The organism is Streptomyces sp. NPDC085927 (genome assembly GCF_044540975.1).
GTDB classification, from domain to species: domain Bacteria; phylum Actinomycetota; class Actinomycetes; order Streptomycetales; family Streptomycetaceae; genus Streptomyces; species Streptomyces hirsutus.
In genome coordinates this window covers 398,283-424,117 of sequence record NZ_JBITSN010000006.1, presented here as the reverse complement: position 1 = coordinate 424,117, position 25,835 = coordinate 398,283, and the positions used below count along the sequence as shown (strand labels likewise).

Here is a 25,835-nt window from a genome sequence, read left to right as displayed (position 1 = left end):
TTCCGCGATGTGTGCGGTACGGGTGGTCAGATCTCGATGTCCTGGGCGAGTTGCTCCCAGGACACCTCCCGCAGTACGGGTTCCGTGTCGTGGCCCGACGGCACGTGTGCGGCCGGCTGGAACCAGACGACGGTGAGGCGGGAGCGGTACAGGGCTCGGTCGTGGGCCGGGTCGAGTGCCTCGGAGCGGAAGTGGCCCAGGCAGGTCACGGCGGGCATGACCTCCACGGGGCCGAAGGCGCCGGCGTACTGGTCGGGGCGCTCGCGCGGGGGCGGAACCAGGTGGACCGGGGTTCCGGGGAAGGCGTCTTCGGCGGACCGCAGCGCCGAGGTGATCTTCCGGTCGTTGAGGGGCTTGCACGGGTAGCCCTCGAGCATGCCGCCGTACGTCGACGACATCCGCAGCTCGGAGAGGTCGACCGAGCGGCCCGAGGCGAGGACGACGCGCGCGAGTGACATGGTCGGCACTCTAGGGCGGTGGTGCATTCGGGGCTTTCGGTTTTCGTCGGGCGGAGAAGGGCTGGGGGAGGGGCGGAGGGGAGAAGGGAGGAGAGGAGAGGGGGCGGGCCGTGTGGTGCCGTCAGGGGTGGTGGCCCGTCATGCGGGCTGCCGAGGCGATCGTCGCGCGGGCCTCGCGTTCGGACAGGCCCGTGTTGAGGGCCGCCTCCAGCAGGGGGACCGCCAGGGCGGGGCCGATGCCGTCCTCGTAGGCGCGGCAGGCCGCCCAGAACAGGCGGGTGTTGCGCTGGCCCTCGTGCGCCGCGAGGACGAACTGGACCAGCCCCTGCCCATGGCCGCCGGCCGGCGGGGGCGTGGGGTGGTGGGCACGGGGCGGCGGCAGCAGGAGCTGCAGGAGGGCGGGCGGGCATGCGGCGGGGACGAGGTGTGCGGTACCGGGGGCGGTGGTGTACGTGCCGTGGTCCGTGCGGGAGCCGGGGCCGACCAGGTAGCCGCCGGCGCCCCGGATGTCGATGCCGGGGGCGAGTCGGCTCGCGGAGTTGGGGACGGCGACGTCCGGCGGGCCGCTGAGCCACAGGTGACGGCCGCCGCTGGGGGTCAGGACGACCATGGTGGCGGGGATCGTGAACAGGTGGCGCAGGGCCAGTTCGCGCAGAGCGGCGGAGGAGTCGTTGTCGGTCTTGGTGTCCAGGTCGACGCCGATGAGGTGGTGCGGGGGCAGGCCGCAGGCGATGCCGTAACCGGTGGCCCGGGGGGCGGCGGCGAACAGTTCACGGATGCGGGCGGGGTCGGTGGAGGCGTCGTGGACACCGTGTCCGAAGCGGCCGCACTCGCCGCGGCAGCGCGTGGTGGGGCCGGGACCGGGATCGGTTCCGTCGCGGTGCGGGGAACGCAGTGCGGGGAGTTTCGTCCGGGACAGCGGGATGACGGCCAGTCCGCGCTCGGCGGCTGACAGGGCGTGTGCGAGGGCCAGTGTCGTGGCCTGCCGGTCGGTGGTGGCCATGCCTCTATTTTCGTACGCATGTTCGAATAAGGGAAGAGGGGGTCGAGGCGACGCGCCGGGGTTCGGGTGGTTGGCGAGAAATGTGCTGGAACGCTTCGCCTCTTGCGGGGCTTGGCGCGGAGGGTTCCTTGCCGGAGGGAGGGGGTGGATTGGGGGGTGAGTGGGGGTTTATCGACTTGTCCTCACGCTTGCGTGCGAATGACGGCTTCAGGGGTGGTTCACGGGGATCCGGTGGGCAAGCTTGATCTTGCGACGTCGAGAGCAGCCCGGGGCGGTCGGCCAACTTCCCTGGTGACAGCCGTAGATCGGGCACACACGGTCATGAACCGGTGCGTCCTTGGTTTTGGAGGAAACACAACATGGCAAGCATCCGTACCGTCCGCGTCATCGCCGCCGTCTCCGCTCTTCCGCTCGCGGCAGCCCTCTTCACCGGCGTTGCGGCGGCGGACAACGGCGCTTTCGCGGACAACGGTTCGAGTGCCACGGCTGCGAGTGCCACGGCGGGTGTGGTCGGCAGCGGCGTCGGCGGGGACAACTTCGGCAACTCGGCCACCACGCAGCAGCAGGCCGTCGGTTCCGGTGCCTCGAACCAGAGCAACACCGCCCAGGTCAACGGTTCCGCGTTCACGGCCGTCAATCAGGGCAACGACAACGTGGCGATCAACTTCACCCCGCTGTGGTGAGGTGAGGGGGCCGACGGCCCCCTGACGGCGTGTGGGGTGTGCCTTGTGGGGTGCAAGGCGTGTGCACGTCGGTGCTTCGGCGCCGCCGGGCACACGCCTCGCGGGGCCGTGCTTGTTGACCGGGGCGGGGGCGGCCGGTTCGTGTGCGTGCGTCTGCGGGGGGCGGCCTTGAGAGGAGGTGATACCCGACGGGCGATCAGGGGATCTCTCGGAGGGACGCAGGGGGACGCAAGGGGGACGCAGGGGGGACGCAAGGGGGACGCAAGGGGGAGGTGGTGCTGCGGCGGTGAGGGGCTGTGTGAGCGGGAAGCCGGAGGCGAGGGAGGAGCCGGGGTGGCCGGCCGATGTGCTTGTCGAGGTGCGGCCGAAGCCGTGCGAGGGGCGGGAGGCCTCGTCGGCCGCGCAAGGAGAACCGGCCCCAGGGGCGGCAGGGCCGGCGAGGGTGGCAAGAGCGGGGGGCGGGGACGCGGGCGGGGGCGTGCCGGCCTCGGGCTGATCCTTGTGGCGGACGGGTGGGGGCGGGAGGGAGCCGGTGTCGCGCCGGGAACGGGCGAGGCCTCGAGGTGCCGGTGTGTTTCCCCCAGGGGTGAACCCGCAGTGGCTCTCCACCGCTCCTCCACCCTCAGGAGGTGGAGCAGGCACTACCCCTACAACCTGAGAGGGACGTGGCTTCGGGACTTGTGGCCGATTTGCCGAACGTGCCCCGCTCATAGCGTTGAGCCATGACCACACCCGTCTGCACCAGCGCTTCGAATGCCGCTGCTCCAGTGACGCAGACCCTCCCGTACCCGTCGTTCTCGTCGTACATGAGGGCCCGCCAGCCGGTGCTCCTGCGTACCGCCCGGTCCCTGACCGGGAACCCGAGCGACGCGGAGGACCTGCTGCAGACCGCGCTCGCCAAGACGTATGTCGCCTGGGAGCGCATCGAGGACCATCGCGCGCTCGACGGCTATGTGCGCCGGGCGCTGCTGAACACCCGGACGTCGCAGTGGCGCAAGCGCAAGGTGGACGAGTTCGCCTGCGAGGAGCTGCCCGAGCCGGACCCGGTGTCCGCCGCCGACGACCCGGCCGAGCAGCAGGCGCTGCGCGACGCGATGTGGCGGGCGATCATGCGGCTGCCCGCGCGACAGCGCGCCATGGTCGTCCTGCGGTACTACGAGGACCTCAGCGAGGTCCAGACGGCCGAGGTGCTCGGCGTATCGGTGGGTACGGTGAAATCAGCCGTGTCGCGAGCGCTCGGCAAGCTGCGGGATGACGCTGAGCTGGGGCTTGTTCGGTCCTGAACCGAAATGTCGTTTCGCGATACGTGATCGATCATCCGTTCCTCTAGTGACATACCGCGCGGTATGTGCGCAGAATCAGCACATCCGTTACCGCCGCGTAGGCAATGTCGCCCGGGAGGACGCCGTGCTGAGCACGATGCAGGACGTACCGCTGTTGATCTCGAGGATCCTGGCCCACGGATCGACGATCCACGGCACGTCACAGGTGACCACCTGGACCGGCGACGGCGAGTCGCACCGCCGTTCCTACGCGGAGATCGGCGCCCGCGCGGCGCAGCTGGCGCACGCGCTGCGCGAGGACCTCGGAGTGTCCGGCGACGAGCGCGTGGCCACCCTCATGTGGAACAACGCCGAGCATGTCGAGGCGTACTTCGCGATTCCCTCCATGGGCGCGGTGCTCCACACCCTGAACCTTCGCCTCCCGCCCGAGCAGCTCGTGTGGATCGTCGGCCACGCCGCCGACCGGGTGGTCCTGGTCAACGGTTCGCTGATCCCGCTGCTCGCCCCCCTGCTGCCGCACCTGAAGTCGCTCGAGCACGTCGTCGTGTCCGGCGCCGGGGACCGCTCCGCGCTGACGGATGCCGCGGCGCAGGCGCAGGTGCGGGTGCACGAGTACGAGGACCTGATCGCGGGGAAGCCGACCGCCTACGACTGGCCCGAGCTGGACGAGCGTGCCGCGGCCGCCATGTGCTACACCTCGGGCACGACCGGGGACCCCAAGGGCGTGGTCTACAGCCACCGTTCGATCTACCTGCACTCGATGCAGGTCAACATGGCCCAGTCGATGGGCCTGACCGACGAGGACACCTCGCTGGTCGTGGTCCCCCAGTTCCACGTCAACGCCTGGGGTCTGCCGCACGCCACCTTCATGACCGGCGTCAACATGCTGATGCCGGACCGCTTCCTGCAGCCCGTGCCGCTCGCCGAGATGATCGAAAGCGAGCGTCCGACCCACGCCGCCGCCGTCCCCACCATCTGGCAAGGGCTGCTGGCCGAACTGCTGGCCAAGCCGCGCGACGTCTCCTCCCTCACCCAGGTCACCATCGGTGGCTCGGCCTGTCCGCCCTCCCTGATGGAGGCGTTCGACGAACTCGGCATGCGGGTCTGCCACGCCTGGGGCATGACGGAGACCTCCCCCCTCGGCACCATCGCCCGCCCGCCGGCCCACGCCGTGGGCACCGACAAGGAGTTCGTCTACCGTCTGACCCAGGGCCGCTTCCCGGCCGGTGTCGAGGCCCGGCTCACCGGCCCCGGCGGCGAACGGCTCCCCTGGGACGGCGAGTCCGCGGGCGAGCTGGAGGTGCGCGGCCCCTGGATCGCCGGCGCCTACTACAACGGCACCGACGCCGAACCCCTGCGTCCCGCCGACAAGTTCAGTGAGGACGGCTGGCTGAAGACCGGCGACGTCGGCACGATCTCTTCCGACGGCTTCCTCACCCTCACCGACCGGGCCAAGGACGTCATCAAGTCCGGCGGCGAGTGGATCTCCTCCGTCGAGCTGGAGAACGCCCTGATGTCCCACCCGGACGTCGCCGAGGCCGCCGTCGTCGCGGTCCCGGACGACAAGTGGGGCGAGCGCCCGCTGGCCACGGTCGTCCTCAAGGAGGGCTCGACCGCCGACTTCGACACCCTGCGCGACTTCCTCGCCGGCGAGGGCAGGATCGCCAAGTGGCAGCTGCCCGAGCGCTGGACGGTGATCGAGTCGGTGCCGAAGACGAGCGTCGGCAAGTTCGACAAGAAAGTGCTGCGCCGGCAGTACGCCGAGGGCACGCTGGACATCACCCAGCTCTGACCCGCTCGACGCCCTCCGACACGCTGTGACGGGCCCCGCGTACACCGGTCACCAGGCCGGCCGCACGCGGGGCCCGTCGTGCGCCCGGGGCGCGGTTCCCTCGGTACGGGCGCGGCGCGGCTCAGTTGGTGCCGATGCGGGCCAGCAGGTCGACGATCCTGTCCTGCACCTCGTCGCTCGTGGAACGCTCCGCGAGGAACAGCACCGTCTCGCCGGAGGCCAGCCGTGGCAGGTCCCCCTGGTCGACGGCGGCGGTGTAGACGACGAGCGGGGTCCGGGTGAGCTGTCCGTTCGCCCGCAGCCAGTCCACGATTCCGGCCTGCTGACGACGTACCTGCATCAGGTCCATCACCACCAGGTTCGGCCGGAACTGCCCCGCGAGCGCCACGGCGTCCGCGTCGCCGGCGGCCCGCGCCACCTGCATTCCCCGCCGCTCCAGCGTCCCGGTCAGCGCGAGCGCGATCTCCGCGTGCTCCTCGATCAGCAGCACCCGCGGTGGATGCTGCTCGCTGTCCCGTGGCGCGAGGGCCTTCAGCAGGACGGCGGGGTCGGCGCCGTAGGCGGCATCGCGCGAGGCCTGCCCCAGCCCGGCCGTGACGAGCACCGGCACCTCGGCGGCCACCGCCGCCGTCCGCAGCGACTGGAGCGCCGTACGGGTGATCGGACCGGTCAGCGGGTCCACGAACAGCGCGGCGGGGAACGCCGCGATCTGGGCGTCGACCTCCTCGCGCGAATGCACGATCACCGGCCGGTAGCCGCGGTCGCTCAACGCCTGCTGCGTGGCGACGTCCGGCGCGGGCCACACCAGCAGCCGGCGCGGGTTGTCCAGGGGCTCCGGCGGCAGTTCGTCGTCCATCGGCTGCGGACGCGGAGGGTCCGCCACCTCGACGGCCCCGCCCGGACCGTCCAGCGGCTCGGGTCCCTCGGCCGCGTCCGCGTCCGGCGCTCCTATCGCGTACGAGCGTCCCGTTCCCTCGGTCGTCGGCGTGAGCCGCGACTGAGGCTGTGGCTGTGCCTGGGGCTGCGACGGGGGTTGAGGCTGGGGCTGCTGGGGCTGCTGGGGCGGTGGGGTCTGTGCCGGCGCCTGGGGTCGGGCGGGTGCCTGGGCGCGAGGGGCCTGGGTCGCTGCCTGGGCCTGCCGCTGGGTGAGGGCGGATCCGGCCGTCGCGTGCGGCTGCGCGCTCTGCTCCTGGCCCGCGGCCGGGTCGGGGGGCGTACCGAGCTTGCGGCGGCGGCCCGAGCCGCCCGGCTGGTGCGGGGGAGGTGTGGCCGACGGCAGCGGCTGCTGGACCTGGGCGGCCTGCCGGGTGAACGGCACACCCTGCCCCAGCGTGCGCACGCTGAACGCACGCCCCTGGGTCGAGTTCGGGTCCACCGGAGCCGATGGAGTGAACGGGGCCGACGGAGCCACCGGGGCCGACGTCTCGACGGGGAGCGGCTGAGCGGCCCGTTGTGAGGGTGCCGCCGCGTTCTCGGGAGGCAGCGGGGTGGCCGGCGCGGGTGTCGGCATCGGCATGCCGTTCGGCGGAACGGGAGCACCCTGCGGCGGCACGGGAGTTCCGGCGCCGGAGGCGTCACCGGCGGCGGGCCACGGCGGCTGCGCGGACGGAGTGCCCCGGGCCGGAGCCACCTGACCGGGCACGGCCTCGGCGGGCAACGGCTGGGCCGCGGAAACGGGCTGTTCCGCCACCGGAGCGACGGGCTGCGCCTGCGCCTGGGCAGCGGGCGGCAGCACTGCCGGCTGGGGCAACGGCTGCCCGGCGGGGGCCGACTGGAGCTGATCGTGGGGCGCCGCCGCCGGTGCCGGAACCTGCGCCTGAGGCAGCTGTCCCTGTCCGGCCACGCCCTGCGGCGGGACGGCCGCCGGAAGGGCCGTTCCCTGCGGCGGTACGGGGGCGCCCTCCGGGACGGCCCCCGGCACAGGCGCCACCGGTGCGGGAACCGGCTGAGCGGTACCTCCGGCCGCACCCCCCGGAACCTGTGCCTGTGCCTGCACCTGGGCTTGTGCCTGGGCCTGGGCGGCCTGCGCCGGCGAAGGGACCGTGCCCTGCTCGGCAGGCTGGGCCGCGGCCCGCCGACGGCGGCCCGTCGGGGCGCTGGTGGGATGAGGCTGCGGAGGGGTGTGATCGTCGGGCTGGTCGTGCGGGACGGCGTCATGGCGCCCCCCGTCGATCAGCGCGTCACCGGCAGTGGCCGGTCCGGGCACCACCATGGGCGCCGAGCCCTGCGCCTGGCCCTGTCCGACCGCACTGACGGCTCCGGCGGCCCCGATCTGTTCTCCCTGGTCCGCCTCGGCGGGCGGCAGGGCGAACACCGTACGGGGCGCGGCCTCCTGCGCCGCCGCCCGCTCGGTGGCCGCCGCCAGCGCACGCCGGCGTCGCCCGGCCGTCTGAGTCTGCTGACCCTGCTCCTGCTCCTGCGTCTGGAAGGCACCGGCCGTTCCGTCCCCGCTGCCCACCGCGGGCAGCGCGGGCGGCAGGGCGTGCTGCTCACCGGAGACCTGCCGGGCACGCTGTCCCCCCGCCGGGACGGGTACGCCCTGCGGCGGTACGGTCCCGCCCAGCCCGGTGTTCGAGGCGGCGGACCCCGCCGCGGACTCGGCGGCCGTGACAACGGCCCCCTCGGACACGCCGCCCACGGAGCCGGCCGCACCGATCGCACCGGCGACCGCGCCCGGGACGGCAGGGGCAGCGGACTCCGCGCTCTCGGCCGGCCGGCCGCGCCGCCGTCCGGTCCCGCCGGACGACACCGCCACCGCGTCCTCACCGGACGCCTGAGCCGGAATCTGCGCGGGCTCCGCGGCCGCCGAGGCCGCCCGGCGCCTGCGCCGTCCGGTGGGCGCCGCGGTCTCCGTACCGGCGCCGGAAGCGTCGTCCGGCCCCGGCACCTCGCTCTCCAGGAAGGCGTCCACCGAGGACCGCCGGGCCCTGCGCCGTCCGCCGCCGGAACCCTGCTGACCGCCCGCGACAGCGGCGGCCTCCTCGGTCGGCACCACTCCCGGCACCGGTGCCTCGACCGGCGCCCCGCCCGCCGGCACCCCGGCGGGCAACGCGAGCTGGGAACTCGCCTGACCTGCGGCGACGGCACCCGCACCGGCTCCGATGGGCACCTCGAGGACGAACGCGCTGCCGCTCATTCCCGGCACCTCGTGCGTCTGCAGCACACCTCCGTGCGCCCGTACGATCCCGCGCACGATCGGCTCGTGCACCGGATCGCCGCCGCTGTACGGCCCGCGCACCTCGATCCGTACGACCTCGCCGCGCTGTGCCGCCGCGACCACGACCGTGTTGTCCAGGTAACCGCCCGCCGACACGGGACTGCTGCCGGTGGCGTCGACGCCCGCGACATCCGCGACGAGATGCGCGAGGGCGGTGGCGAGCAGCCGCGAGTCGACCTCGGCCTCGATGGGCGGCGCGTGCACGGCGAACTGGACCCGGCCCGGCCCGATGAGTTCCACGGCCCCGTCGACACCGGCGGCGACGACGGCGTCGAGCATCGCCTTCGTACGAGTGATGCCGCCCGTCCCGGCGTCGAGCCGCTGGAAGCCGAGGACGTTGTCGATGAGGGTGGTGATCCGGGAGTAGCCGGCCGACAGGTGGTGGAGCACCTGGTTGGCCTCGGGCCACAGCTGCCCGGCGTCGTCCGCGGCCAGTGCGGCCAGGTCGCGGCGCAGTTCCTCCAGCGGGCCCCGCAGTGACTGCCCGAGCAGGGTCAGCAACTGCTCGTGCCGGCCGGCGAGGGCCTCGAAGCGGTCCTTCTCCCGCTCGCCGAGCGCGGCGTACCGCTCCTCGTTCGCGGCGAGTTCCTCAGTGTGCGCCTCGCGCAGTTCCTCCAGCTCGCGGACCTGCTCCTGGCGCAGGGCAGTGAGCTCGGAGGCGTGCTCCTCGGCGATCCGCTCCAGTTCCTCGGCGTGCTGTCGCTCGGTCTCTTCCTTCTCCTTGACGAGCGCGTCGTAGGGACGCCGGTCGGTGAAGGTCATGACGGCGCCGACGAGCTGATCACCGTCGCGCACCGGCGCGGTCGTCAGGTCGACCGACACCTTGTCGTTGCTCTTGGAGTACAGCACCTGGCCGCGCACCCGGTGCTTGCGCCCGGAGCGCAGGGTGTCGGCGAGCGGGGACTCGTCGTAGGGGAAGGGGGAGCCGTCGGCGCGCGAATGGAGGACGAGGGTGTGCAGCTCCCGCCCGCCGAGATCGCTGGCCCGGTAACCCAGTATCTGGGCGGCGGCCGGGTTGACGAGAACGATCCGCCCGTCGGTGTCCGTCCCGACGACACCCTCGGCGGCGGCCCGCAGGATCATCTCGGTCTGCCGTTGCGAACGGGCCAGCTCGGCCTCGGTGTCCACGGTGCCGGACAGATCGCGTACGACGAGCATCAGCAGTTCGTCACCGGTGTAGCCGTAAGTGTCGTAGGCCTGCTGGCCGGTCTCCAGATTCGCACTGGTGACCTCGACCGGGAACTCGGCCCCGTCGGTCCGCCGGGCGACCATCCGCGTCGGCTTGGTACGGGCCCGCGGGTCGATGTGGTCGGGCCGGCGCATGGAACCGGGGATGAGCTTGGAGTCGAACTCCGGCAGCAGGTCGAGCAGCCCGCGCCCCACCAGAGCGGTGCCCGGAGTCTCGAAGGCCTCGAGGGCGATGGTGTTGGCGTTGACGACCGTCCCGTTGGCGTTGACCAGCAACAAGGCGTCGGGAAGCGCGTCCAGTATGGCTGCGAGGCGAGCAGTGCCTCGGGATGGCCTGCTGCTCACGAGACGCTTCCTTCCTGTTCCGCGATGTGCCGACCGGTCGGGCCATCTTGCCGACCGGCCCTCAACGTGTCACCGGAGGGAGTCTAAGGGCTGGGGTTGCGCTCGCGACGCCGGATGAGACCGAGGTCGCACGTAACGTGACGGTGCTGTGACGCCGCCGCCGGCCGACACCGGCCCCGCCCCGCCCCGCCACGGCCCGAACCGTTGCGGGACCTCCACGCGGACCGGCCCCGGCCCCGCCCGGTCCGCCTCGTCGCCCCGGTCCTCCTCATTCCCCCGATCCCCCCGGCCCGCCACCACTGTCCCGGTCACACGCCCGTACGTCCTCGTGGTGAGGCGACGACGGGCCCGCCACACGCCGACGGAAGGACTTTGCTCTGCGGCCGTCGTGCCTAGTACCGTAGGGGGCGATTGGTGACACCACGCACGGCTGTGTCATCATCGGCACGCACCACTTGAACCGCGCTCGCGCGCGGAAGGTTGTGCACGGAGGCGTCGCCTAGTCCGGTCTATGGCGCCGCACTGCTAATGCGGTTTGGGCCTTAAAGCCCATCGAGGGTTCAAATCCCTCCGCCTCCGCACCGATTGCGAAGCCCCGGCCCACTCGGCCGGGGCTTCGCCGTATGCCCGGCCTTCCGCCGCCGTTTCCGCAGGTCGCAAGGGGTGGGGCAAACGGATTTCACATGGCGGCGGCGGTCATGTAATGTTCTTCCTGTCGCCGCGAGCGAGCCCGCAGAGGGCCGGGAGCGGCGAGAAAACTGAAAAAACAGGCACTCGTAGCTTAACGGATAGAGCATCTGACTACGGATCAGAAGGTTGCAGGTTCGAATCCTGCCGAGTGCACAGAGACAAGAGCCCCGCCGGTTGAACCGGCGGGGCTCTTTCCGTATGGGGCGAGGGCTGGCCGAGGTCCGGTCCCGTGGCTTCGGGCGGGGTCAGGGTTTGTGGTGGTGGTCGGTTCTGCGGCGGAGGAGCGCGGTGCGGAGCTGACGGCTCAGGGCTGTGGCCGCCGCGGTGAGGAAGATGAAGGTGTAGAGGATCTGGAGCATGGTGACCAGGCGGGCCGTCTGGCCGTGCGGGGTGATGTCGCCGTAGCCGATGGTGGCGAGGGTGACCATCGTGAAGTACAGGGCGTCCAGGCGGGTGTCGAGGCCGATGAGTTCGCCGGGGCTTTGGGCCAGGGCCTGGTAGGCCGTGGCGAAGGCCAGGATGGACAGGCTCATCAGCAGGGGGATGACCAGTCCGGGCCGGGCGTGTGGGTGATCGAAGATGACGTGGCTGATCTGCTGGAGCAGCAGAGCGGCGATGAGCGTCAGGGTCAGGCCGAAGAGCGTCCAGCTCAGGGCGGGGCGTCGAGGGCCCAGGCCGTCGAGGGGGAGCAGGAAGTAGGCGGTGACCAGGACGGTCGCGGCGGCGGCCTGGGCGAGCCAGCGCCACAGGGTCCTCCGTGCCGTGGCCGGCTCGCGGGTGCGGCTGCTGTCCATGGGGTGGGGAGGAGTGCTGGAGCGGAAGGACGTCCCTAGGTCTGGGGCGTCGTCTCACGGCGTGGGGAGCACAGGGCCCAGATGATGAAGCCGTCGATGACGATGAGGACGATCGACCAGACCGGCGCGTAGGGCAGCCACACGAAGTTGGCGATCATGCTCAGTCCGGCCAGTGCGACGCCCACGGCGCGGGCCCAGGCCGCTCCCGTGAACAGGGCGAGGCCTGCGGCCAGGATGAGAGCGCCGACGATCAGGTGGATCCAGCCCCAGCCGGTCAGGCTGAACGCGTAGGTGAAGTTGCGGGTGGTGACGAAGACGTCGTCCTCGGCGATGGCGGCGATGCCCTGGAAGATCGCCATGATCCCGCCGAACGTCATCAGGACCGCTGCGGCCCCGGTCCAGCCCGTCGCCCAGGCGCTCTGGGCCTCCCATCCGGTCCGCTGCTGGTGTGTTCCACCGACGTTGCTCGCCATGTGCTCGCCCTTTCGGCTGCCCCGAGTGGTCCCCGAGCGGTGTGTCTCCTCATCCAGGTTGGCACCCCCGGGTGTGCTCGGCACCTCGGATGCCGTGCCGCGCGCCTCGTCACCTGGGTGCTGCACCTGGCCGGGTGGGGCAAGCCGACAGGACGGCGGCCGAGGGAGCAGGGGGACTGGCGGGTCGGGGACCCCGATGCCGGGGAGGGGCACCCGGGGTGCTTGGGGTGCTTGGGGTGCTTGGGGTGCTTGGGGTGCTTGGGGCACCCGGAGTGCCTGGGGTGCCGGCTGGCGGGCCGCGGTCGGCACCGGACCACGGCGGCGGAATCCGGCGCCCGCGTCTCCGTCCCCGTCCCCGTGCCCGTGCCCGTGCCGAGGGACGGTGCTGGGGATCCGGGCGCCGTGGGTGCCGGTGGTTCCGTGTGCTGAGGCTTGGCGCGACCCGTTGTCAGTGGCGACCTCTACGCTCGGCGGAGATGGCACAGGTGTGGAGATGCTCGGGGCTGCGGTGGTCGGCAAGCGGTCCCGTGCTGGCGTGGGACGGCGGGCTGCACAGCACGCTGACCTGGGGGAAACGGGTGGCCTTCGCGGTCGTGGAAGGGGGCGTGAGGACATGCGTGGGGGCGCGGGGGCATGCGTGTCCGCTCGGCGCGGTGGTGCCGGGGCGAGGCACGGGAGCGCGGTGCGAGGAGTGCGCGCGGCTGGACCGGGCGCACTCCGTGGCCGCCGACACCCTCGCGGACGATCCGCGGCCGTACCGCGTCTATCTGGCCTGGTTCGGGCCCGGGATGGTCAAGGTCGGGATCACCGGTGTGGCGCGAGGCCCGGCGCGGCTGCTGGAGCAGGGGGCGGTCTGCTTCAGCTGGCTGGGGACCGGGCCGCTGATGGCGGCGCGGCGCACCGAGGAGCTGCTGCGCGCCGCACTCCGGGTGCCCGACCGGATTCCCTACGCGGACAAACGGGCGGTACGCGCGGTACTTCCGGGCACGGAGGCCGAACGGGCTGCCGAGCTGGCGGAGTTGCACGGGCGGGCGGTCGCGCTGGCCGGGTGGCCGGAGTCGCTGGGCCGTGAGGTGTTCCGGCCCGTCGACCATGTCGAGGTGTTCGGGCTGGCGGGGGCGCCGGCCGCGTTCGGGGAAGTGGGCGAACTGGTTCCCGGGGGTGCGGTGAGCGGGGAACTGGTGGCCGCCGCCGGGCCCGATCTGCATCTGGCGACGGCGGGCGGCGTGGTGGTGCTGGATACGCGGTTCCTGCCCGGATGGGGGCTGGTTCCGGCGGAGGGGAGGGAGTTCGACGTGCCGGTCAAGGCCCTCAAGACGCTCAAGGCGCTCAGGGGGGCCGGGGAGAGGGCGGGAGCGCAGGACGGCTTGTTCTGATCCGTTCGCGGGGCCGGGGCCGGGGCGTTGGTGACCCGTGCGGCGGCCGTCCGGTGTGTCGGCCCGTCCTGGCGGCAGGGGGTGGACCGGGAGCCGGGTCACGGGTGATCGTGGCGGCATGAGCCATCACCTCACGGAATCCGTCCGCGCCGAGGCCGCCGACGTGCGGCGCTTCTGGGAGGGGCTCGGGCTTCCCGGGCTCGTCGACGTGCACACGCACTTCATGCCGGAGCGGGTGCTGCGCAAGGTGTGGGCCTACTTCGACGCGCTCGGGCCGTTGACCGGCGGGGTCGAGTGGCCGATCACCTACCGGCAGGAGGAGAGGGAACGGGCCGAGCTGCTGCGGGAGTTCGGGGCGGTCGCCTTCACGGCCATGCTCTATCCGCACAAGCCCGGCATGGCGCGGTGGCTGAACGGCTGGGCGGTCGACTTCGCCCGCCGGACGCCCGGCTGCCTGCACACCGCGACGCTGTTCCCCGAACCCGGGGCCGAGAGCTTGGTCGGGGACGCCGTCGAAGCGGGGGCACGGGTCTTCAAGGCGCATGTGCAGGTGGGGGCGTACGATCCGGCCGACGCGTTGCTCGACGGTGCCTGGGGCGTGCTCGCCGAGGCGGGCGTCCCGGTGGTGATCCACTGCGGTTCCGGGCCCGCGCCCGGCAAGTACACCGGCCCCGAGCCGATCGCACGGGTACTGGCCCGGCACCCCCGGCTGCGGCTGATCGTGGCGCACCTCGGGATGCCCGAGTACGAGGACTTCCTCGACCTCGCCGAGCGCTACCCGGAGGTGCGGCTGGACACCACGATGGCGTTCACCGACTTCGCCGAGCGCATGGCGCCGTTCCCCCGGCGGGCCCTGCCCCGGCTGGCCGGCCTCGGCGACCGGATCCTGCTCGGCACGGACTTCCCCAACATCCCGTACCCGTACCTCCACCAGCTCCAGGCCCTGGAGCGGCTCGGACTCGGGTCCGCATGGCTGCGGGCGGTGTGCCACGACAACGCGGCCCGCCTCTTCGGCCTGCGGGGGAACGAAAGCGGGAACGGAGACGAAAGCGGGAACGGAGGAGGAAACGGGAACGGAGGGGGAAGCGGCGCCGTCGGCTGACGAGAGCGTCCGGGCCGCCGAAGGAGCGGCCCGAGGATTTCTCAGGGAAAACACAGATTTCGGAAAGGGCACTCTCAGAGGTCCCCACGAGGGTGTGGGGCATGACCACGACCTCGCCCCAGGGGCGCACCGAACTGCTGAGGCCGGACGGGAGCCCCGTCCGCGTGCTGGTGGTGGACGACGAGCAGTCGATCACCGACCTGCTGTCCATGGCCCTGCGCTACGAGGGCTGGCAGATCCGCAGTGAGGCCGACGGACAGGGCGCTGTCCGTGCCGCGCGCGAGTTCCGGCCCGATGCCGTCGTCCTGGACATGATGCTGCCGGACATGGACGGCCTGTCCGTGCTCGGGCGGCTGCGCCGCGAGCAGCAGGACATGCCCGTCCTCTTCCTCACCGCGAGGGACGCCGTCGAGGACCGCATCGCGGGCCTGACCGCCGGCGGGGACGACTACGTGACCAAGCCGTTCAGCCTGGAGGAGGTCGTCGCGCGGCTGCGCGGTCTGATCCGGCGCTCCGGCGCGGCCGACCGCCGGCCGGAGTCCATGCTGGTCGTCGGCGACCTCACGCTCGACGAGGACAGCCACGACGTGACCCGGGACGGGGTGGACATCCACCTCACCGCCACCGAGTTCGAGCTGCTGCGCTACCTGATGCGCAACCCGCGGCGGGTGCTCAGCAAGGCGCAGATCCTCGACCGGGTCTGGTCCTACGACTTCGGCGGGCAGGCGAACATCGTCGAGCTGTACATCTCGTATCTGCGCCGGAAGATCGACGCCGGCCGGGAGCCGATGATCCACACCCGGCGCGGTGCCGGATACCTGATCAAGCCCGCGGTGTCGTGAGCGGACGGCGACGGCCGCGTCCACGGCGGAGAGCGGGCACACCGCGCACGCTCCGGACCCGGCTCGTCGTCGCGTCCGTGGTCCTGATCGCCGTGGTGTGCGCGGTGATCGGCACGGTGACGACGCTGGCCCTGCGGTCGCACCTGTACGAGCAACTGGACGGGCAGCTGCACGAGGTGGCGATGCGTGCCGTCGGAGGGCCCGCGGGCGGCGGGCCGCCCCTGCGGCCCCAGGGCGAACAGGGCCCGCTCGAGTTCGTCGTCAAGGGCCCGCAGGGGATCGGCACCGTCGGCGCGACCGTCGAGGACGGCCGGGTGACCGAAGGAATCGTCAGCGACTCGAGGGAGGAGGACGGGTTCACGACGCCCGAGGCCGCGCTGCTCACCGACGCCCAGCTCACCGCCCTCGCGGCCGTCCCACGCGACGGGAAGCCGCACACCGTGGAACTCCCCGGCCTGGGCGAGTACCGAGTGGAGTACCTGAGTGGCCGGAACGGCACGTTCTACGTCGCGCTGCCGACCGAGAACACCGACGACACCATCAGCACCCTCATCCTGGTCGAGGTGAGCGTCACCGGCGCCGGGCTCGTGGCGGCCGGTATCGCGGGGTTCGTCCTCGTCGGCGTCGCGACCGGTCCGCTGCGCCGGGTCGCCGCCACCGCCACCCGGGTCTCCGAACTGCCGCTGCACCGCGGCGAGGTGACGCTCGAGGAGCGGGTCCCCGAGGCCGAGTGCGATCCGCACACCGAGGTCGGCCGGGTCGGCGCCGCCCTGAACCGGATGCTCGACCACGTCCACGGCGCGCTGCACGCACGCCAGACGAGCGAGATGCGGGTACGGCAGTTCGTCGCCGACGCCAGCCATGAGCTGCGTACACCCCTGGCCTCCATCCGGGGCTACGCCGAACTCACCAGGCGGGGACGGGAGGAGGTCGGCCCCGACACCCGGCACGCGCTGCGGCGGATCGAGTCCGAGGCGGACCGGATGACCCTGCTCGTCGAGGACCTGCTGCTGCTCGCGCGTCTGGACGCCGGGCGGCCCCTGCAGTTCGAGGAGACCGACCTCGTACCGCTCGTCGTGGACACCGTCAGCGACGCCCGCGCGGTCGGCCCGGATCATCACTGGCGGCTGGAGCTGCCCGACGAACCCGCCACGGCGCACGCCGACGCGGCCCGCCTCCAGCAGGTGCTCGTCAACCTGCTCGGCAACGCCCGCCACCACACCCCGCCGGGCACCACCGTGACCTCGAAGGTGCGGCGGCAGGGCTCCTGGCTGTGCGTGGAGGTGGCGGACGACGGGCCCGGCATCCCGCCGGCGCTGCTTCCGCACGTCTTCGAACGGTTCGCGCGCGGTGACTCGGCGCGCACCCGCTCGCCCGGCGGTTCGGCGAGTGCCTCGCCCGGTGGTTCGGCGAGTGCCTCGCCCGGTGGTTCGGCGAGCGCCTCGCCCGGTGGTTCGGCGAGCGCCTCGGCCGGTGGTCCGCCCGGTGGTTCGGGTGGTGGTTCGACCGGTCTGGGGCTGGCCATCGTGCAGGCCGTCGCGACCGCGCACGGCGGTGCCGTGACCGTCGAGAGCGCGCCGGGGCGGACGGTGTTCACGCTCCGGCTGCCCGCCCTCGCCCCCCACCCCGCTCCCACCCCTCACCCCGTGCTCGCACCGGAGTCGGCGCGGGCGCCCCGGCCGGCGCCCGCGCCGTGTCCGCCCCCGTACCCACCGGCGTACTCACAGGCGCGGCACAGCCTCGACACACGAGTGGAACAGGGGACTTGAGAAGAGTCGGTCCCATGCGAACCGACTCTTCCTCCGGCACTGAGCCGGCGTGGGAGCACCTGCCGGCCCGGGAACACCTCCCGGTCGACGGAGCCGCCACGCCGGTCCTGGACGTAGTGATCCCCGTCTACAACGAGGAGAAGGACCTCCGGCCGTGCGTCCGCGGACTGCACGAGCACCTCACCCGCACCTTCCCCTACGCGTTCCGCATCACGATCGCGGACAACGCCTCCACGGACACCACCGCGCAGGTGGCGGCGGGGCTGGCGGAGAGCCTCACGGAGGTGAGGTCCTTCCGGCTGGAGCGGAAGGGGCGGGGCCGGGCCCTGCGGACCGTCTGGTCGGCCTCGGACGCCCCCGTCCTCGCCTACATGGACGTGGACCTGTCCACCGACCTGAACGCTCTGCTGCCGCTGGTCGCCCCGTTGATCTCCGGCCACTCGGACCTCGCCATCGGCTCCCGGCTCAGCCGGAGTTCACGGGTCGTGCGGGGAGCCAAGCGGGAGTTCATCAGCCGCTCGTACAACCTGATCCTGAGGGGTTCGCTCCAGGCCCGCTTCTCCGACGCGCAGTGCGGTTTCAAGGCGATCCGCCGGGACGTCGCCCAGGTGCTGCTCCCCCTGGTGGAGGACAGCGGCTGGTTCTTCGACACCGAACTGCTGGTGCTCGCCGAGCGCGCGGGGCTGCGGATCCACGAGGTGCCGGTCGACTGGGTCGACGACCCCGACTCGACCGTGCACATCGTCCGGACGGCGACCGACGACCTCAAGGGCGTGTGGCGGGTCGGCAGGGCCCTGGTCACCGGTTCGCTGCCACTGGACCGGCTGACCAGGCCCTTCGGCGACGACCCGCGCGACCGCGACCTGACGGGCGTACCGCAGGGGCTGGCACGGCAACTGGTCGGCTTCTGCGTCGTCGGCGTCCTGTCCACCCTCTTCTATCTGCTGCTCTACAGCGGCTTCCGGACCTTCACCGGCTCCCAGACGGCCAACGGGCTCGCCCTGCTGGTCTCGGCGGTCGCCAACACGGCCGCCAACCGCCGGCTCACATTCGGGGTGCGGGGGCGCGGCGGCGCGGTACGGCACCAGGCGCAGGGGCTGGTCGTCTTCGGTATCGGCCTCGTGCTGACCTCCGGCTCGCTCGCCGCGCTCGACGCCGCGGCCGGCGATCCCGCCCACTCCACCGAGCTGGCGGTCCTGATCGCCGCGAACCTCGCCGCGACGGTGCTGCGGTTCCTGTTGTTCCGGGCATGGGTGTTCCCGGACCGCGGCCACCCCGGTTCCCGGCGCCCTCACGATCGTCGCGACGTACCGGCCGTGCCTCCCTTTGACGCCTCGGACGCCTTCGACGGCGGCCGCTCCTGGCGGGACGCGACCATGCGGCTGCAGCCGGTGCGTACGCCCGCCGGGCCCCACGCCTCTCCCGCCTCCCCCGCTTCCCATGTCTCCCACTCGTCCGGCCCGGCCGCCCAGCCCCGTACTTCCGGCCCGTCCGGCCCGCCCGCCCAGCCCCGTACTTCCGGCCCGTCCGACATCGACCCGAGGGACCCTCGATGAGCACGCAGTCCGATCAGACGAGTCCCGGCGCGAGCTCCGGCACGAGTCCCGGGGCGGACCCCGCCCTCTGGGGGCCGCCCCGCCCCGCTCCCGCTCCGGCGGCGGGTGAACCGCGGCAGCCGTTCGCCCGGAGACTGTGGCGCGGCAGGCCCGAGGACCCCCGCTGGGCGCGCCCGGCCCTCCTCGGCCTGCTGCTGGTGACCGGGCTGCTGTACCTGTACAACCTGAGCGCGTCCGGATACGCCAACTCCTTCTACTCGGCGGCGGTACAGGCGGGCAGTGAGTCGTGGAAGGCGTTCTTCTTCGGCTCGCTGGACGCGGCGAACGCCATCACCGTGGACAAGCCCCCGGCCTCGCTGTGGCCGATGGAGCTCTCGGTGCGGGTCTTCGGCCTGAACTCCTGGGCGATCCTCGTGCCCGAGGTGCTGATGGGCGTCGGCACGGTCGCTGTCGTGTACGCGGCCGTGCGCCGCCGCTTCGGCCCGGCCGCCGGTCTGATCGCGGGCACCGTGCTGGCCCTGACGCCGGTCGCCGCGCTGATGTTCCGGTTCAACAATCCGGACGCCATGCTGGCGCTGCTGATGTCCCTCGCCTGCTACCTCGTGGTCCGTGCCCTGGAGGACGGCCGTACGAAATGGCTGGTGTGGGCCGGCGCCGTGATCGGCTTCGCGTTCCTCGCGAAGACGCTCCAGGCGTTCCTCGTCCTCCCGGCCCTCGCGCTGGTCTACGGCGTCTGCGCCCCGGTGAAGCCGAGGAAGCGGATGACGCAGCTGGCGTGGGCAACCCTCGCGCTGGTCGTCTCCGGCGGCTGGTGGGTGGCGGTCGTCGAGCTGTGGCCCGCGTCCTCGCGCCCGTACATCGGCGGCTCGCAGAACAACAGTTTCCTGGAGCTGACCTTCGGCTACAACGGCCTCGGCCGGCTCAACGGCGAGGAGACCGGCAGCGTCGGCGGCGGAGGTGCCGGTGGTCCCGGTGGTGGTACCGGCGGCGGGCAATGGGGCGAGACCGGCTGGGACCGGATGTTCGGTTCATCGACCGGCGGTCAGATCTCCTGGCTGCTGCCCGCCGCGCTGATCCTGCTGATCGCGGGGCTGGTCCTCACCCGTAAGGCCGGACGGACCGACCTGGCGCGCGGCTCGTTCCTGGTCTGGGGCGGCTCGCTGCTGGTGACCGTCGTCGTCTTCAGCTACATGGCCGGCATTTTCCACGAGTACTACACGGTGGCCCTCGCGCCGTATCTGGCGGCTCTGGTCGGCATGGGGTCGGCCGCGCTGTGGGAGAGGCGGCGCTCGGTCGCCGCCTCGCTCGGCCTCGCGACCGCCACGACGGCCACGGCGGCCTGGGGGTACGTGCTGCTCAACCGCACGCCCGATTACCTGCCCTGGCTGAAGTGGCCGGTTCTGGTCGGCGGTCTGGTCGCGGCACTCGGACTGATCTTCGTGGGCAGGCTCGGACACCGCCTGGCGCTCGCGGTGGCAGGGCTGGCGCTGGTGGCGGCGCTGGCCGGTCCGACGGCGTACACGCTGAGCACGGTGCAGGAAGGTCACACCGGTTCCATCGTCACGGCCGGTCCGGCGGGCGCGAGCAGGGGCGGCGGGGGTGGTCCGGGCGGCGGTCCCGGTGGGGGCGGAGGCTTCCCCGGCGGGGGCGGGCAGGGCGGGCAGGGTCAGACCCCGCCCGGCGGTGGCGCCGGCGGTAACGGCGGCGCCGGCGGCTTCCCCGGCGGCGGACCGATGGACCAGGACGGTCAGGGCAACCAGGACGGCCAGGACGGTCAAGAGGGACAGCCCGGCCAGAACCAGCAGGACGGCACCGGTGGCAGTGCCGAGAACGGAATGCCGGGTGGCGGTGGCGGTGGCGATGCGGGCGGCATGGGCGGACTGCTCGGCGGCACGAGCATCGACTCGGAGGCGAAGGAACTCCTGGAGACCGACGCCGGGAACTACACCTGGGTCGCCGCCGCGATCGGCGCCCAGAACGCCGCGAGCTACCAACTCGCCACCGGTGGTCCCGTCATGGCGATCGGCGGATTCAACGGCACCGACCCGTCACCGACCTTGGCCCAGTTCCAGCAGTACGTGGAGGAAGGCAGGATCCACTACTTCGTCTCCGGGGGCGGCATGGGCGGAGGTATGGGCGGGGGTGACACCTCCGCTGACTCCAGTACCTCTTCGCAGATCACGTCCTGGGTGGAGGAGAACTTCAAGGAGGTGACGGCAGGCTCGGCCACCTTCTACGACCTCACCCGGAAGGCCGACGGCTGACGACCACTCCGCAGTCGGCAGCAGTCGGCGGCAGTCGGCGGCAGCCGGTCGGCAGCCGGTCGGCAGCAAGCGGGCGGGGGCCGGTGACACCGGGAGCCACCGGCCCCCGCCCGCCCACTACTCTCCTTCGACCAGCCGTGCCGGGAAGCCGCCGGTCGCCACCGGGCCCCACCGCTCCGGGGTGATCCGGATGATCGACTTGCCCTGCTTGACCATGGCGGCCCGGTACTCGTCCCAGTCGGGGTGTTCGCCGGCGATGTTCCGGTAGTACTCCACGAGCGGCTCCACCGACTCGGGCGTGTCGACGACCTCGGCGGTGCCGTCGATCTGTACCCAGGGGCCGTTCCACTCGTCGCTGAGGACGATCAGGCTCACGCGGGCGTCCCTCCCCCAGTGCCTTAAGGGCCTGGGAGGTGCCCCCCAGGCGTTGCGGGTCTTGGCGCGCTCCGGGTAGGTGGAGAACCACGATGCGGCCGGAGTCGTCGACCCCGCAGGTCAGCGGCGACCCCTGAGGGCTTCCGTCGGCCCGCCGGGTCAGCAGGATCGCGCGGTGCCGGGGCCGTACGAAGTCCAGCAACTCGTCGAGGGAGACACGGGTGTTCGGTGCCATGGCGCCAGCCTAGGACCGACGCCGGGTGCCTCACCCGGCCGTTGGGGGGCGAAGACCCGGGAGGAGTACCGGTGAGCAGGGCCGGTGAAGAGGACCCGGCGAAGAGGACCGGCCCGCGGTGGGGGCGCGCCTCCGCTAAGAGCGCGCCGCCCGCCGCGGGCCGGGGTCGGGTGGTCCGAAGGAGAAGGAGTCCGGACTACTTGCCGGGGCCGGTGGGGCCGGTGCGGCCGGTGCGGCCGTTGTCCTTGCCGCCGCCGCCGCCGGCGGCGGCGGCCGAAGCGGAGCCGGACCGGCTCGGGACGTCGGTGGTGTCGGCCTCGGCCGCCCCGCCGGTGGTTCCGTCCGTCGTCCCGGCAGCCACCGGAACCGGCGCGGCGGAGAGCGACTCGGTGGCCTGGGCCAGCGCGCCCGAGGTCCGCAGCGGGACCTCCTTGATGAACAGGGTCACCAGGAAGGCGAGGAAGGCGACCGGGGCGACGTACAGGAAGATGTCGGCGATGCCGTGCCCGTAGGCGCTCTCCAGCCAGGTGCGGATGCCGTCGGGCAGCAGGTCCATGTTCGGCAGTTCGCCCGAGTCGGCCGACTGGGCGGCGGCGGCCTGCTCCTGCGGGCTCAGCGAGCCGATGGTGTCCTCGGCGTAGTGGTTGATCCGGGTCGACATGACCGAGCCGAGCACCGAGACGCCCACCGCGCCGCCGAGCGACCGGAAGAAGGTGACGACGGAGCTCGCGGCGCCGAGGTCGCTCGGGTCGACCTGGTTCTGCGTGCACAGCACCAGGTTCTGCATCATCATGCCGGTACCGAGGCCCATGATCACCATGAAGAGACCGATGTGCCAGTACGGGGTGTCGTAGCGTATGGAGCTCAGCAGCCCCAGGGCGGCGGTCAGCAGCGCGGCGCCGGTGACGAGCCAGGACTTCCACTTACCGGTCCGGGTGATGATCAGACCGGAGACGGTCGAGGAGACGAACAGACCGCCGATCATCGGGATGGTGAGGACACCCGACATGGTCGGGGACTCGTTCCGGGCCAGCTGGAAGAACTGGCTGAAGTAGATGGTGCCGGCGAACATCGCGATACCGACGAACAGCGAGGCGACCGAGGCCAGCGTGATGGTGCGGTTGCGGAACAGCCGCAGCGGGATGATCGGCTCGGCGGCCTTCGTCTCGACGAACAGGAAGACCAGGGTGAGCAGCAGCGCGCCGCCGACCATCGCGTACGTCTGCCAGGACACCCAGGCGAACTTGTCGTCGGCGAAGGTGACCCAGATCAGCAGCAGGCTGACGGCAGCGGTGATGAAGAAGGCGCCGGTCCAGTCGACCTTCACCTTGCGCTTGGTCTCCGGCAGCTTCAGGGTCTTCTGCAGCACGATCAGGGCGATCAGCGCGAACGGCACGCCGACGTACAGGCACCAGCGCCAGCCGAGCCACGAGGTGTCCGTGATCACGCCGCCGACCAGCGGGCCGCCCACGGTCGCGACGGCGAAGGTCGCGCCCAGGTAGCCGGAGTAGCGGCCGCGCTCCCGGGGGGAGATCATCGCGGCCATGATGATCTGGGCCAGTGCGGTCAGACCACCGGCGCCCAGGCCCTGGATGACCCGGGCCGTGATCAGCATGCCGGTGTTCTGCGACATGCCGGCGACCACGGAGCCCACGATGAAGATGACCAGGGCCGTCTGGACCAGTGTCTTCTTGCTGACCAGGTCGGCCAGCTTGCCCCACAGGGGCGTGGACGCGGTCATCGACAGGAGCGCCGCCGTCACGACCCAGGTGTAGGCGCTCTGGCCGCCGCCGAGTTCGGTGATGATCTCGGGCAGGGCGTTGGAAACGATGGTGGAGGACAGGATCGCGGCGAACATGCCGAGCAGCAGGCCCGACAGTGCCTCCAGGATCTGCCGGTGGGACATGGGAGCGCCGCTCGCGGAGGAGTTCCCCCCGCGCTCGGCCTGAGCCCGCACACCAGTCGGTGTGGTCGTTGCCATGGACTTCCTTCTCTTACGCGTTTGCGGGTGTACGGGTGGGATCGGTGTCCTGGGGGGCGCGGGGAGCCGTGGGTCCCGGGGCCGCGGGGGGTGCGGCCGCCTCGGGCGGCGCGGGGGCCGCAGGGGGCGCGGGACTGGGCGGTGGTGTCGCGCGGGGCGTGGGCCGGCAGTCGCTGAAGCTGTCCCGGAGCCGGGACATGAGCTGGGCGAGCAGGCCGATCTCGTCGTCGGACCAGTCGTCCAGGCGCTCGGTGAGCAGCTGGGTGGCCCGTCGGAACAACGCGTCGAGCTGCACTCGGCCCGCGGGCGTCAGGCGCAGGATGCGGGAGCGCTTGTCGGCCGGGTCGGGGGAACGCTCGATCCAGCCGAGCTCGACCGCCTGGGCGACTTGGCGGCTGGTGACCGAGAGGTCGACGGCGAGCAGCTCGGTGAGCCGGCTCATGCGCATGGCGCCGTGGCGGCCGAGGGCCGTCAGCACGCCGGCGGAGCCGCTGTGGAAGTCGGCCGGCATGCTCCGGCGCAACTCCCGCTTCACCGCGCTGAAGGCACTGAGCTGCCGTACCAGTTCCTCGTACTGCGCCTGCTCGGCCATGACACCTCCCATTCGTTGCTTAGGGCAACGATAGAAGTGGATGGTTGCCGAAAGCAAACAAAAAGGGGGTCCGAGGGTCTCAAAACTTGGCAAAGGCAAGTATTGTAAATCGTAAACGCGCAGGTGGGGTGGGGCGTCGGCTACTCCGGACCAGCGGCGGGGCCTTCCGGTGACGCTCCTGCGGTCGGCGGAGTGCCTGCGGGCCGCCCCCGACCCGCGCCGCCGAGCCGGGCGTGCACCCGCGCGGGTGCCCCATACGCACCCCTCGCGTCCCCCGTGCGCGCCCCTGCGCGGCCGCTCCGAGGGCGCCCCCGCTTGGGGCCTCCGCAGGCAGTTCGCTAGTGTCTCGGGCCATGGCTAACTCCCAGCCCCCGCAGGGCAACCACGACCCCGCCGGCAGCACCCAGATGTTCCGCGCGTTCGTCGACGAGGCCCCTCAGGGGCAGCAGGCCGCCACGACGAGCGGTGGCGGTCCCCGTATCGGTCTGATCATCGGTGTCGTCGTCGCCGTGGCGATCGTCGCGGCCGTGGCCTGGCTGGCGCTGGGCTGATCCGACGGACCCGACAGACCCGACAGACAGGGCCCGGCAGAGCTCGACAGGACACGCGGAGGCCGCCGTTGCGCCCGTGAGGGGCGCCCCGGCGGCCGTGGGTCCGCGTCCGAGCCGGTGGCCGACGGTGAGAACCGATGGCTGCCGGCGATCGGTGTGTCTCAGTCCGAGATGAGGCCCTCGCGCAGCTGGGCCAGGGTCCGGGTGAGCAGCCGGGAGACGTGCATCTGGGAGATGCCGACCTCCTCGCCGATCTGTGACTGCGTCATGTTGGCGAAGAAGCGCAGCATGATGATCCGCCGCTCCCGGGGCGGCAGCTTGGCCAGCAGGGGCTTGAGCGACTCCCGGTACTCCACGCCCTCCAGTGCCGTGTCCTCGTAGCCGAGGCGGTCCGCGAGCGAGCCCTCGCCGCCGTCGTCCTCGGGTGCCGGGGAGTCCAGCGAGGACGCCGTGTACGCGTTGCCGACCGCGAGCCCGTCGACCACGTCCTCCTCGGACACGCCCAGTACCGCGGCGAGTTCGGGAACCGTCGGGGAGCGGTCGAGCTTCTGGGAGAGTTCGTCGCCGGCCTTCGTCAGCGCCAGGCGCAGCTCCTGGAGCCGGCGCGGCACGCGCACCGACCACGACGTGTCGCGGAAGAACCGCTTGATCTCACCGACCACCGTCGGCATCGCGAACGTCGGGAACTCCACGCCCCGTTCGCAGTCGAAGCGGTCGATCGCCTTGATCAGCCCGATGGTGCCGACCTGGACGATGTCCTCCATCGGCTCGTTGCGCGAGCGGAAGCGGGCCGCCGCGTACCGCACCAGTGGGAGGTTGAGTTCGATCAGCGTGTCCCGGACGTAGCCGCGCTCCGGGCTGTTCTCGTCGAGCGCGGCGAGCCGCAGGAACAGGGAGCGGGACAGGGTGCGGGTGTCGATGGCCGCTGTGTCCGGTGTTTCCGGAAGATCTGGAGCGGGCGCGGCCGCGAGGGCCGGGACGTCGTCGATGGGGCCGAGTACGTCGAGAGCATTGGGAGCTGTCTCGCTCTCCGCGAGCGTGAGCACCTTCGAGCTGCCCTGGTCTGCGGACATGCCACCCCCTTTGGGTCGCGGGACGGTCGCGGCGGACGTTCCTGTCCGAGGAACGCAGCCTTCACCTGAATACCGGAGCCGGAGCTTCGGCAAACGCGCTTCCGGCAGAATGTCACATGTCGGCAACGCGCTGTAGTGACATGTCGACATCGATGTGGTGAATCAGCCCTGTAAACAGGGGGTCTGACGCCGT

Annotated in this window: 18 protein-coding genes, 2 tRNA genes and 1 pseudogene; 12 read left to right on the top strand and 9 right to left on the bottom strand. The window is 72.1% G+C overall.

The features are described from left to right. Positions 1-26 precede the first annotated feature (26 nt). On the bottom strand, positions 27-458 hold the full coding sequence (locus ACIF80_RS19250; RefSeq protein WP_399806000.1) for a hypothetical protein: 432 nt from the start codon (positions 456-458) through the stop codon (positions 27-29). 121 nt (positions 459-579) lie between these two features. Next, complete coding sequence (locus ACIF80_RS19245) at positions 580-1,461, bottom strand: bifunctional DNA primase/polymerase (RefSeq protein ID WP_399805998.1); 882 nt, start codon at positions 1,459-1,461, stop codon at positions 580-582. A gap of 359 nt (positions 1,462-1,820) precedes the next feature. On the opposite strand from ACIF80_RS19245, the gene ACIF80_RS19240 reads away from it, so the two are divergent. The 3 genes from ACIF80_RS19240 (at position 1,821) to ACIF80_RS19230 (ending at position 5,219) form a co-directional block, all read left to right on the top strand. Next, the gene (locus ACIF80_RS19240; RefSeq protein WP_399805996.1) at positions 1,821-2,144 is read left to right on the top strand and encodes a hypothetical protein; all 324 of its coding nucleotides are present in this window, start codon (positions 1,821-1,823) and stop codon (positions 2,142-2,144) included. A gap of 722 nt (positions 2,145-2,866) precedes the next feature. After that, entirely contained in the window at positions 2,867-3,427 is a 561-nt protein-coding gene (locus ACIF80_RS19235) for a SigE family RNA polymerase sigma factor (protein ID WP_384013784.1), read from the top strand. A 136-nt stretch (positions 3,428-3,563) separates the two neighbouring features. Further along, entirely contained in the window at positions 3,564-5,219 is a 1,656-nt protein-coding gene (locus ACIF80_RS19230; protein WP_399806141.1) for a long-chain fatty acid--CoA ligase, read from the top strand. A gap of 121 nt (positions 5,220-5,340) precedes the next feature. Here the strand turns inward: ACIF80_RS19230 and ACIF80_RS19225 are convergent, their stop codons facing one another. Next, the gene (locus ACIF80_RS19225; RefSeq protein ID WP_399805993.1) at positions 5,341-9,969 is read right to left on the bottom strand and encodes a PAS domain-containing protein; all 4,629 of its coding nucleotides are present in this window, start codon (positions 9,967-9,969) and stop codon (positions 5,341-5,343) included. Between the two features lie 488 nt (positions 9,970-10,457). Here ACIF80_RS19225 and ACIF80_RS19220 point away from each other — a divergent pair. Both ACIF80_RS19220 and ACIF80_RS19215 read left to right on the top strand, forming a co-directional pair. Next, positions 10,458-10,548: transfer RNA gene (locus ACIF80_RS19220), tRNA-Ser, on the top strand. Positions 10,549-10,739: 191 nt separating this feature from the next. Further along, positions 10,740-10,812 (top strand) — tRNA-Arg (locus ACIF80_RS19215). A 92-nt stretch (positions 10,813-10,904) separates the two neighbouring features. Here ACIF80_RS19215 and ACIF80_RS19210 read toward each other — a convergent pair. Then, positions 10,905-11,453 carry a potassium channel family protein gene (locus tag ACIF80_RS19210; protein WP_388441998.1) on the bottom strand — a complete coding sequence of 183 codons (549 nt, stop codon included), beginning with the start codon at positions 11,451-11,453 and terminating at the stop codon, positions 10,905-10,907. Positions 11,454-11,488: 35 nt separating this feature from the next. Beyond that, on the bottom strand, positions 11,489-11,926 hold the full coding sequence (locus ACIF80_RS19205; RefSeq protein ID WP_399805991.1) for a hypothetical protein: 438 nt from the start codon (positions 11,924-11,926) through the stop codon (positions 11,489-11,491). Positions 11,927-12,402: 476 nt separating this feature from the next. Here ACIF80_RS19205 and ACIF80_RS19200 point away from each other — a divergent pair, with 476 nt between their 5' ends. The 6 genes from ACIF80_RS19200 (at position 12,403) to ACIF80_RS19175 (ending at position 20,835) form a co-directional block, all read left to right on the top strand. Next, on the top strand, positions 12,403-13,302 hold the full coding sequence (locus tag ACIF80_RS19200; RefSeq protein WP_399805989.1) for a DUF2797 domain-containing protein: 900 nt from the start codon (positions 12,403-12,405) through the stop codon (positions 13,300-13,302). A gap of 118 nt (positions 13,303-13,420) precedes the next feature. Further along, positions 13,421-14,404 carry an amidohydrolase family protein gene (locus ACIF80_RS19195; RefSeq protein WP_399805987.1) on the top strand — a complete coding sequence of 328 codons (984 nt, stop codon included), beginning with the start codon at positions 13,421-13,423 and terminating at the stop codon, positions 14,402-14,404. 101 nt (positions 14,405-14,505) lie between these two features. Beyond that, on the top strand, positions 14,506-15,246 hold the full coding sequence (locus ACIF80_RS19190; RefSeq protein WP_399805985.1) for a response regulator transcription factor: 741 nt from the start codon (positions 14,506-14,508) through the stop codon (positions 15,244-15,246). Next, on the top strand, positions 15,243-17,015 hold the full coding sequence (locus tag ACIF80_RS19185; RefSeq protein WP_399805983.1) for an ATP-binding protein: 1,773 nt from the start codon (positions 15,243-15,245) through the stop codon (positions 17,013-17,015). Before ACIF80_RS19190 ends, ACIF80_RS19185 begins: the two co-directional genes overlap by 4 nt. A 14-nt stretch (positions 17,016-17,029) precedes the next feature. Further along, positions 17,030-18,571: a glycosyltransferase gene (locus tag ACIF80_RS19180; protein ID WP_399805981.1), complete on the top strand. Its 1,542-nt coding sequence runs from the start codon at positions 17,030-17,032 to the stop codon at positions 18,569-18,571. Then, complete coding sequence (locus ACIF80_RS19175; protein WP_399805979.1) at positions 18,568-20,835, top strand: ArnT family glycosyltransferase; 2,268 nt, start codon at positions 18,568-18,570, stop codon at positions 20,833-20,835. Before ACIF80_RS19180 ends, ACIF80_RS19175 begins: the two co-directional genes overlap by 4 nt. 117 nt (positions 20,836-20,952) lie before the next feature. Here the strand turns inward: ACIF80_RS19175 and ACIF80_RS19170 are convergent. The 3 genes and pseudogenes from ACIF80_RS19170 to ACIF80_RS19160 form a co-directional block, all read right to left on the bottom strand. Next, positions 20,953-21,445 (bottom strand): annotated as a pseudogene (locus tag ACIF80_RS19170) (PPOX class F420-dependent oxidoreductase). A gap of 196 nt (positions 21,446-21,641) precedes the next feature. Next, positions 21,642-23,426, bottom strand: coding sequence for an MDR family MFS transporter (locus ACIF80_RS19165; RefSeq protein WP_399805977.1), 1,785 nt, complete (start codon positions 23,424-23,426; stop codon positions 21,642-21,644). Between the two features lie 13 nt (positions 23,427-23,439). Beyond that, positions 23,440-24,018 carry a MarR family winged helix-turn-helix transcriptional regulator gene (locus ACIF80_RS19160; RefSeq protein ID WP_399805975.1) on the bottom strand — a complete coding sequence of 193 codons (579 nt, stop codon included), beginning with the start codon at positions 24,016-24,018 and terminating at the stop codon, positions 23,440-23,442. Positions 24,019-24,371: 353 nt separating this feature from the next. Here ACIF80_RS19160 and ACIF80_RS19155 point away from each other — a divergent pair, with 353 nt between their 5' ends. Continuing rightward, entirely contained in the window at positions 24,372-24,569 is a 198-nt protein-coding gene (locus tag ACIF80_RS19155) for a hypothetical protein (RefSeq protein ID WP_055597646.1), read from the top strand. 161 nt (positions 24,570-24,730) lie between these two features. Here ACIF80_RS19155 and ACIF80_RS19150 read toward each other — a convergent pair whose 3' ends face one another. Further along, positions 24,731-25,642, bottom strand: coding sequence for an RNA polymerase sigma factor SigF (locus tag ACIF80_RS19150; protein WP_399805973.1), 912 nt, complete (start codon positions 25,640-25,642; stop codon positions 24,731-24,733). Between the last annotated feature and the right edge of the window lie 193 nt (positions 25,643-25,835).

Excerpts from the sequence above, each read along its gene's own strand:
- ACIF80_RS19250 (WP_399806000.1), bottom strand. The coding sequence starts at position 458 with ATGTCACTCGCGCGCGTCGTCCTCGCCTCGGGCCGCTCGGTCGACCTC.
- ACIF80_RS19245 (WP_399805998.1), bottom strand. The coding sequence starts at position 1,461 with ATGGCCACCACCGACCGGCAGGCCACGACACTGGCCCTCGCACACGCC.
- ACIF80_RS19240 (WP_399805996.1), top strand. The coding sequence starts at position 1,821 with ATGGCAAGCATCCGTACCGTCCGCGTCATCGCCGCCGTCTCCGCTCTT.
- ACIF80_RS19235 (WP_384013784.1), top strand. The coding sequence starts at position 2,867 with ATGACCACACCCGTCTGCACCAGCGCTTCGAATGCCGCTGCTCCAGTG.
- ACIF80_RS19230 (WP_399806141.1), top strand. The coding sequence starts at position 3,564 with ATGCAGGACGTACCGCTGTTGATCTCGAGGATCCTGGCCCACGGATCG.
- ACIF80_RS19210 (WP_388441998.1), bottom strand. The coding sequence starts at position 11,453 with ATGGACAGCAGCCGCACCCGCGAGCCGGCCACGGCACGGAGGACCCTG.
- ACIF80_RS19205 (WP_399805991.1), bottom strand. The coding sequence starts at position 11,926 with ATGGCGAGCAACGTCGGTGGAACACACCAGCAGCGGACCGGATGGGAG.
- ACIF80_RS19200 (WP_399805989.1), top strand. The coding sequence starts at position 12,403 with ATGGCACAGGTGTGGAGATGCTCGGGGCTGCGGTGGTCGGCAAGCGGT.
- ACIF80_RS19195 (WP_399805987.1), top strand. The coding sequence starts at position 13,421 with ATGAGCCATCACCTCACGGAATCCGTCCGCGCCGAGGCCGCCGACGTG.
- ACIF80_RS19190 (WP_399805985.1), top strand. The coding sequence starts at position 14,506 with ATGACCACGACCTCGCCCCAGGGGCGCACCGAACTGCTGAGGCCGGAC.
- ACIF80_RS19180 (WP_399805981.1), top strand. The coding sequence starts at position 17,030 with ATGCGAACCGACTCTTCCTCCGGCACTGAGCCGGCGTGGGAGCACCTG.
- ACIF80_RS19175 (WP_399805979.1), top strand. The coding sequence starts at position 18,568 with ATGAGCACGCAGTCCGATCAGACGAGTCCCGGCGCGAGCTCCGGCACG.
- ACIF80_RS19165 (WP_399805977.1), bottom strand. The coding sequence starts at position 23,426 with ATGGCAACGACCACACCGACTGGTGTGCGGGCTCAGGCCGAGCGCGGG.
- ACIF80_RS19160 (WP_399805975.1), bottom strand. The coding sequence starts at position 24,018 with ATGGCCGAGCAGGCGCAGTACGAGGAACTGGTACGGCAGCTCAGTGCC.
- ACIF80_RS19155 (WP_055597646.1), top strand. The coding sequence starts at position 24,372 with ATGGCTAACTCCCAGCCCCCGCAGGGCAACCACGACCCCGCCGGCAGC.
- ACIF80_RS19150 (WP_399805973.1), bottom strand. The coding sequence starts at position 25,642 with ATGTCCGCAGACCAGGGCAGCTCGAAGGTGCTCACGCTCGCGGAGAGC.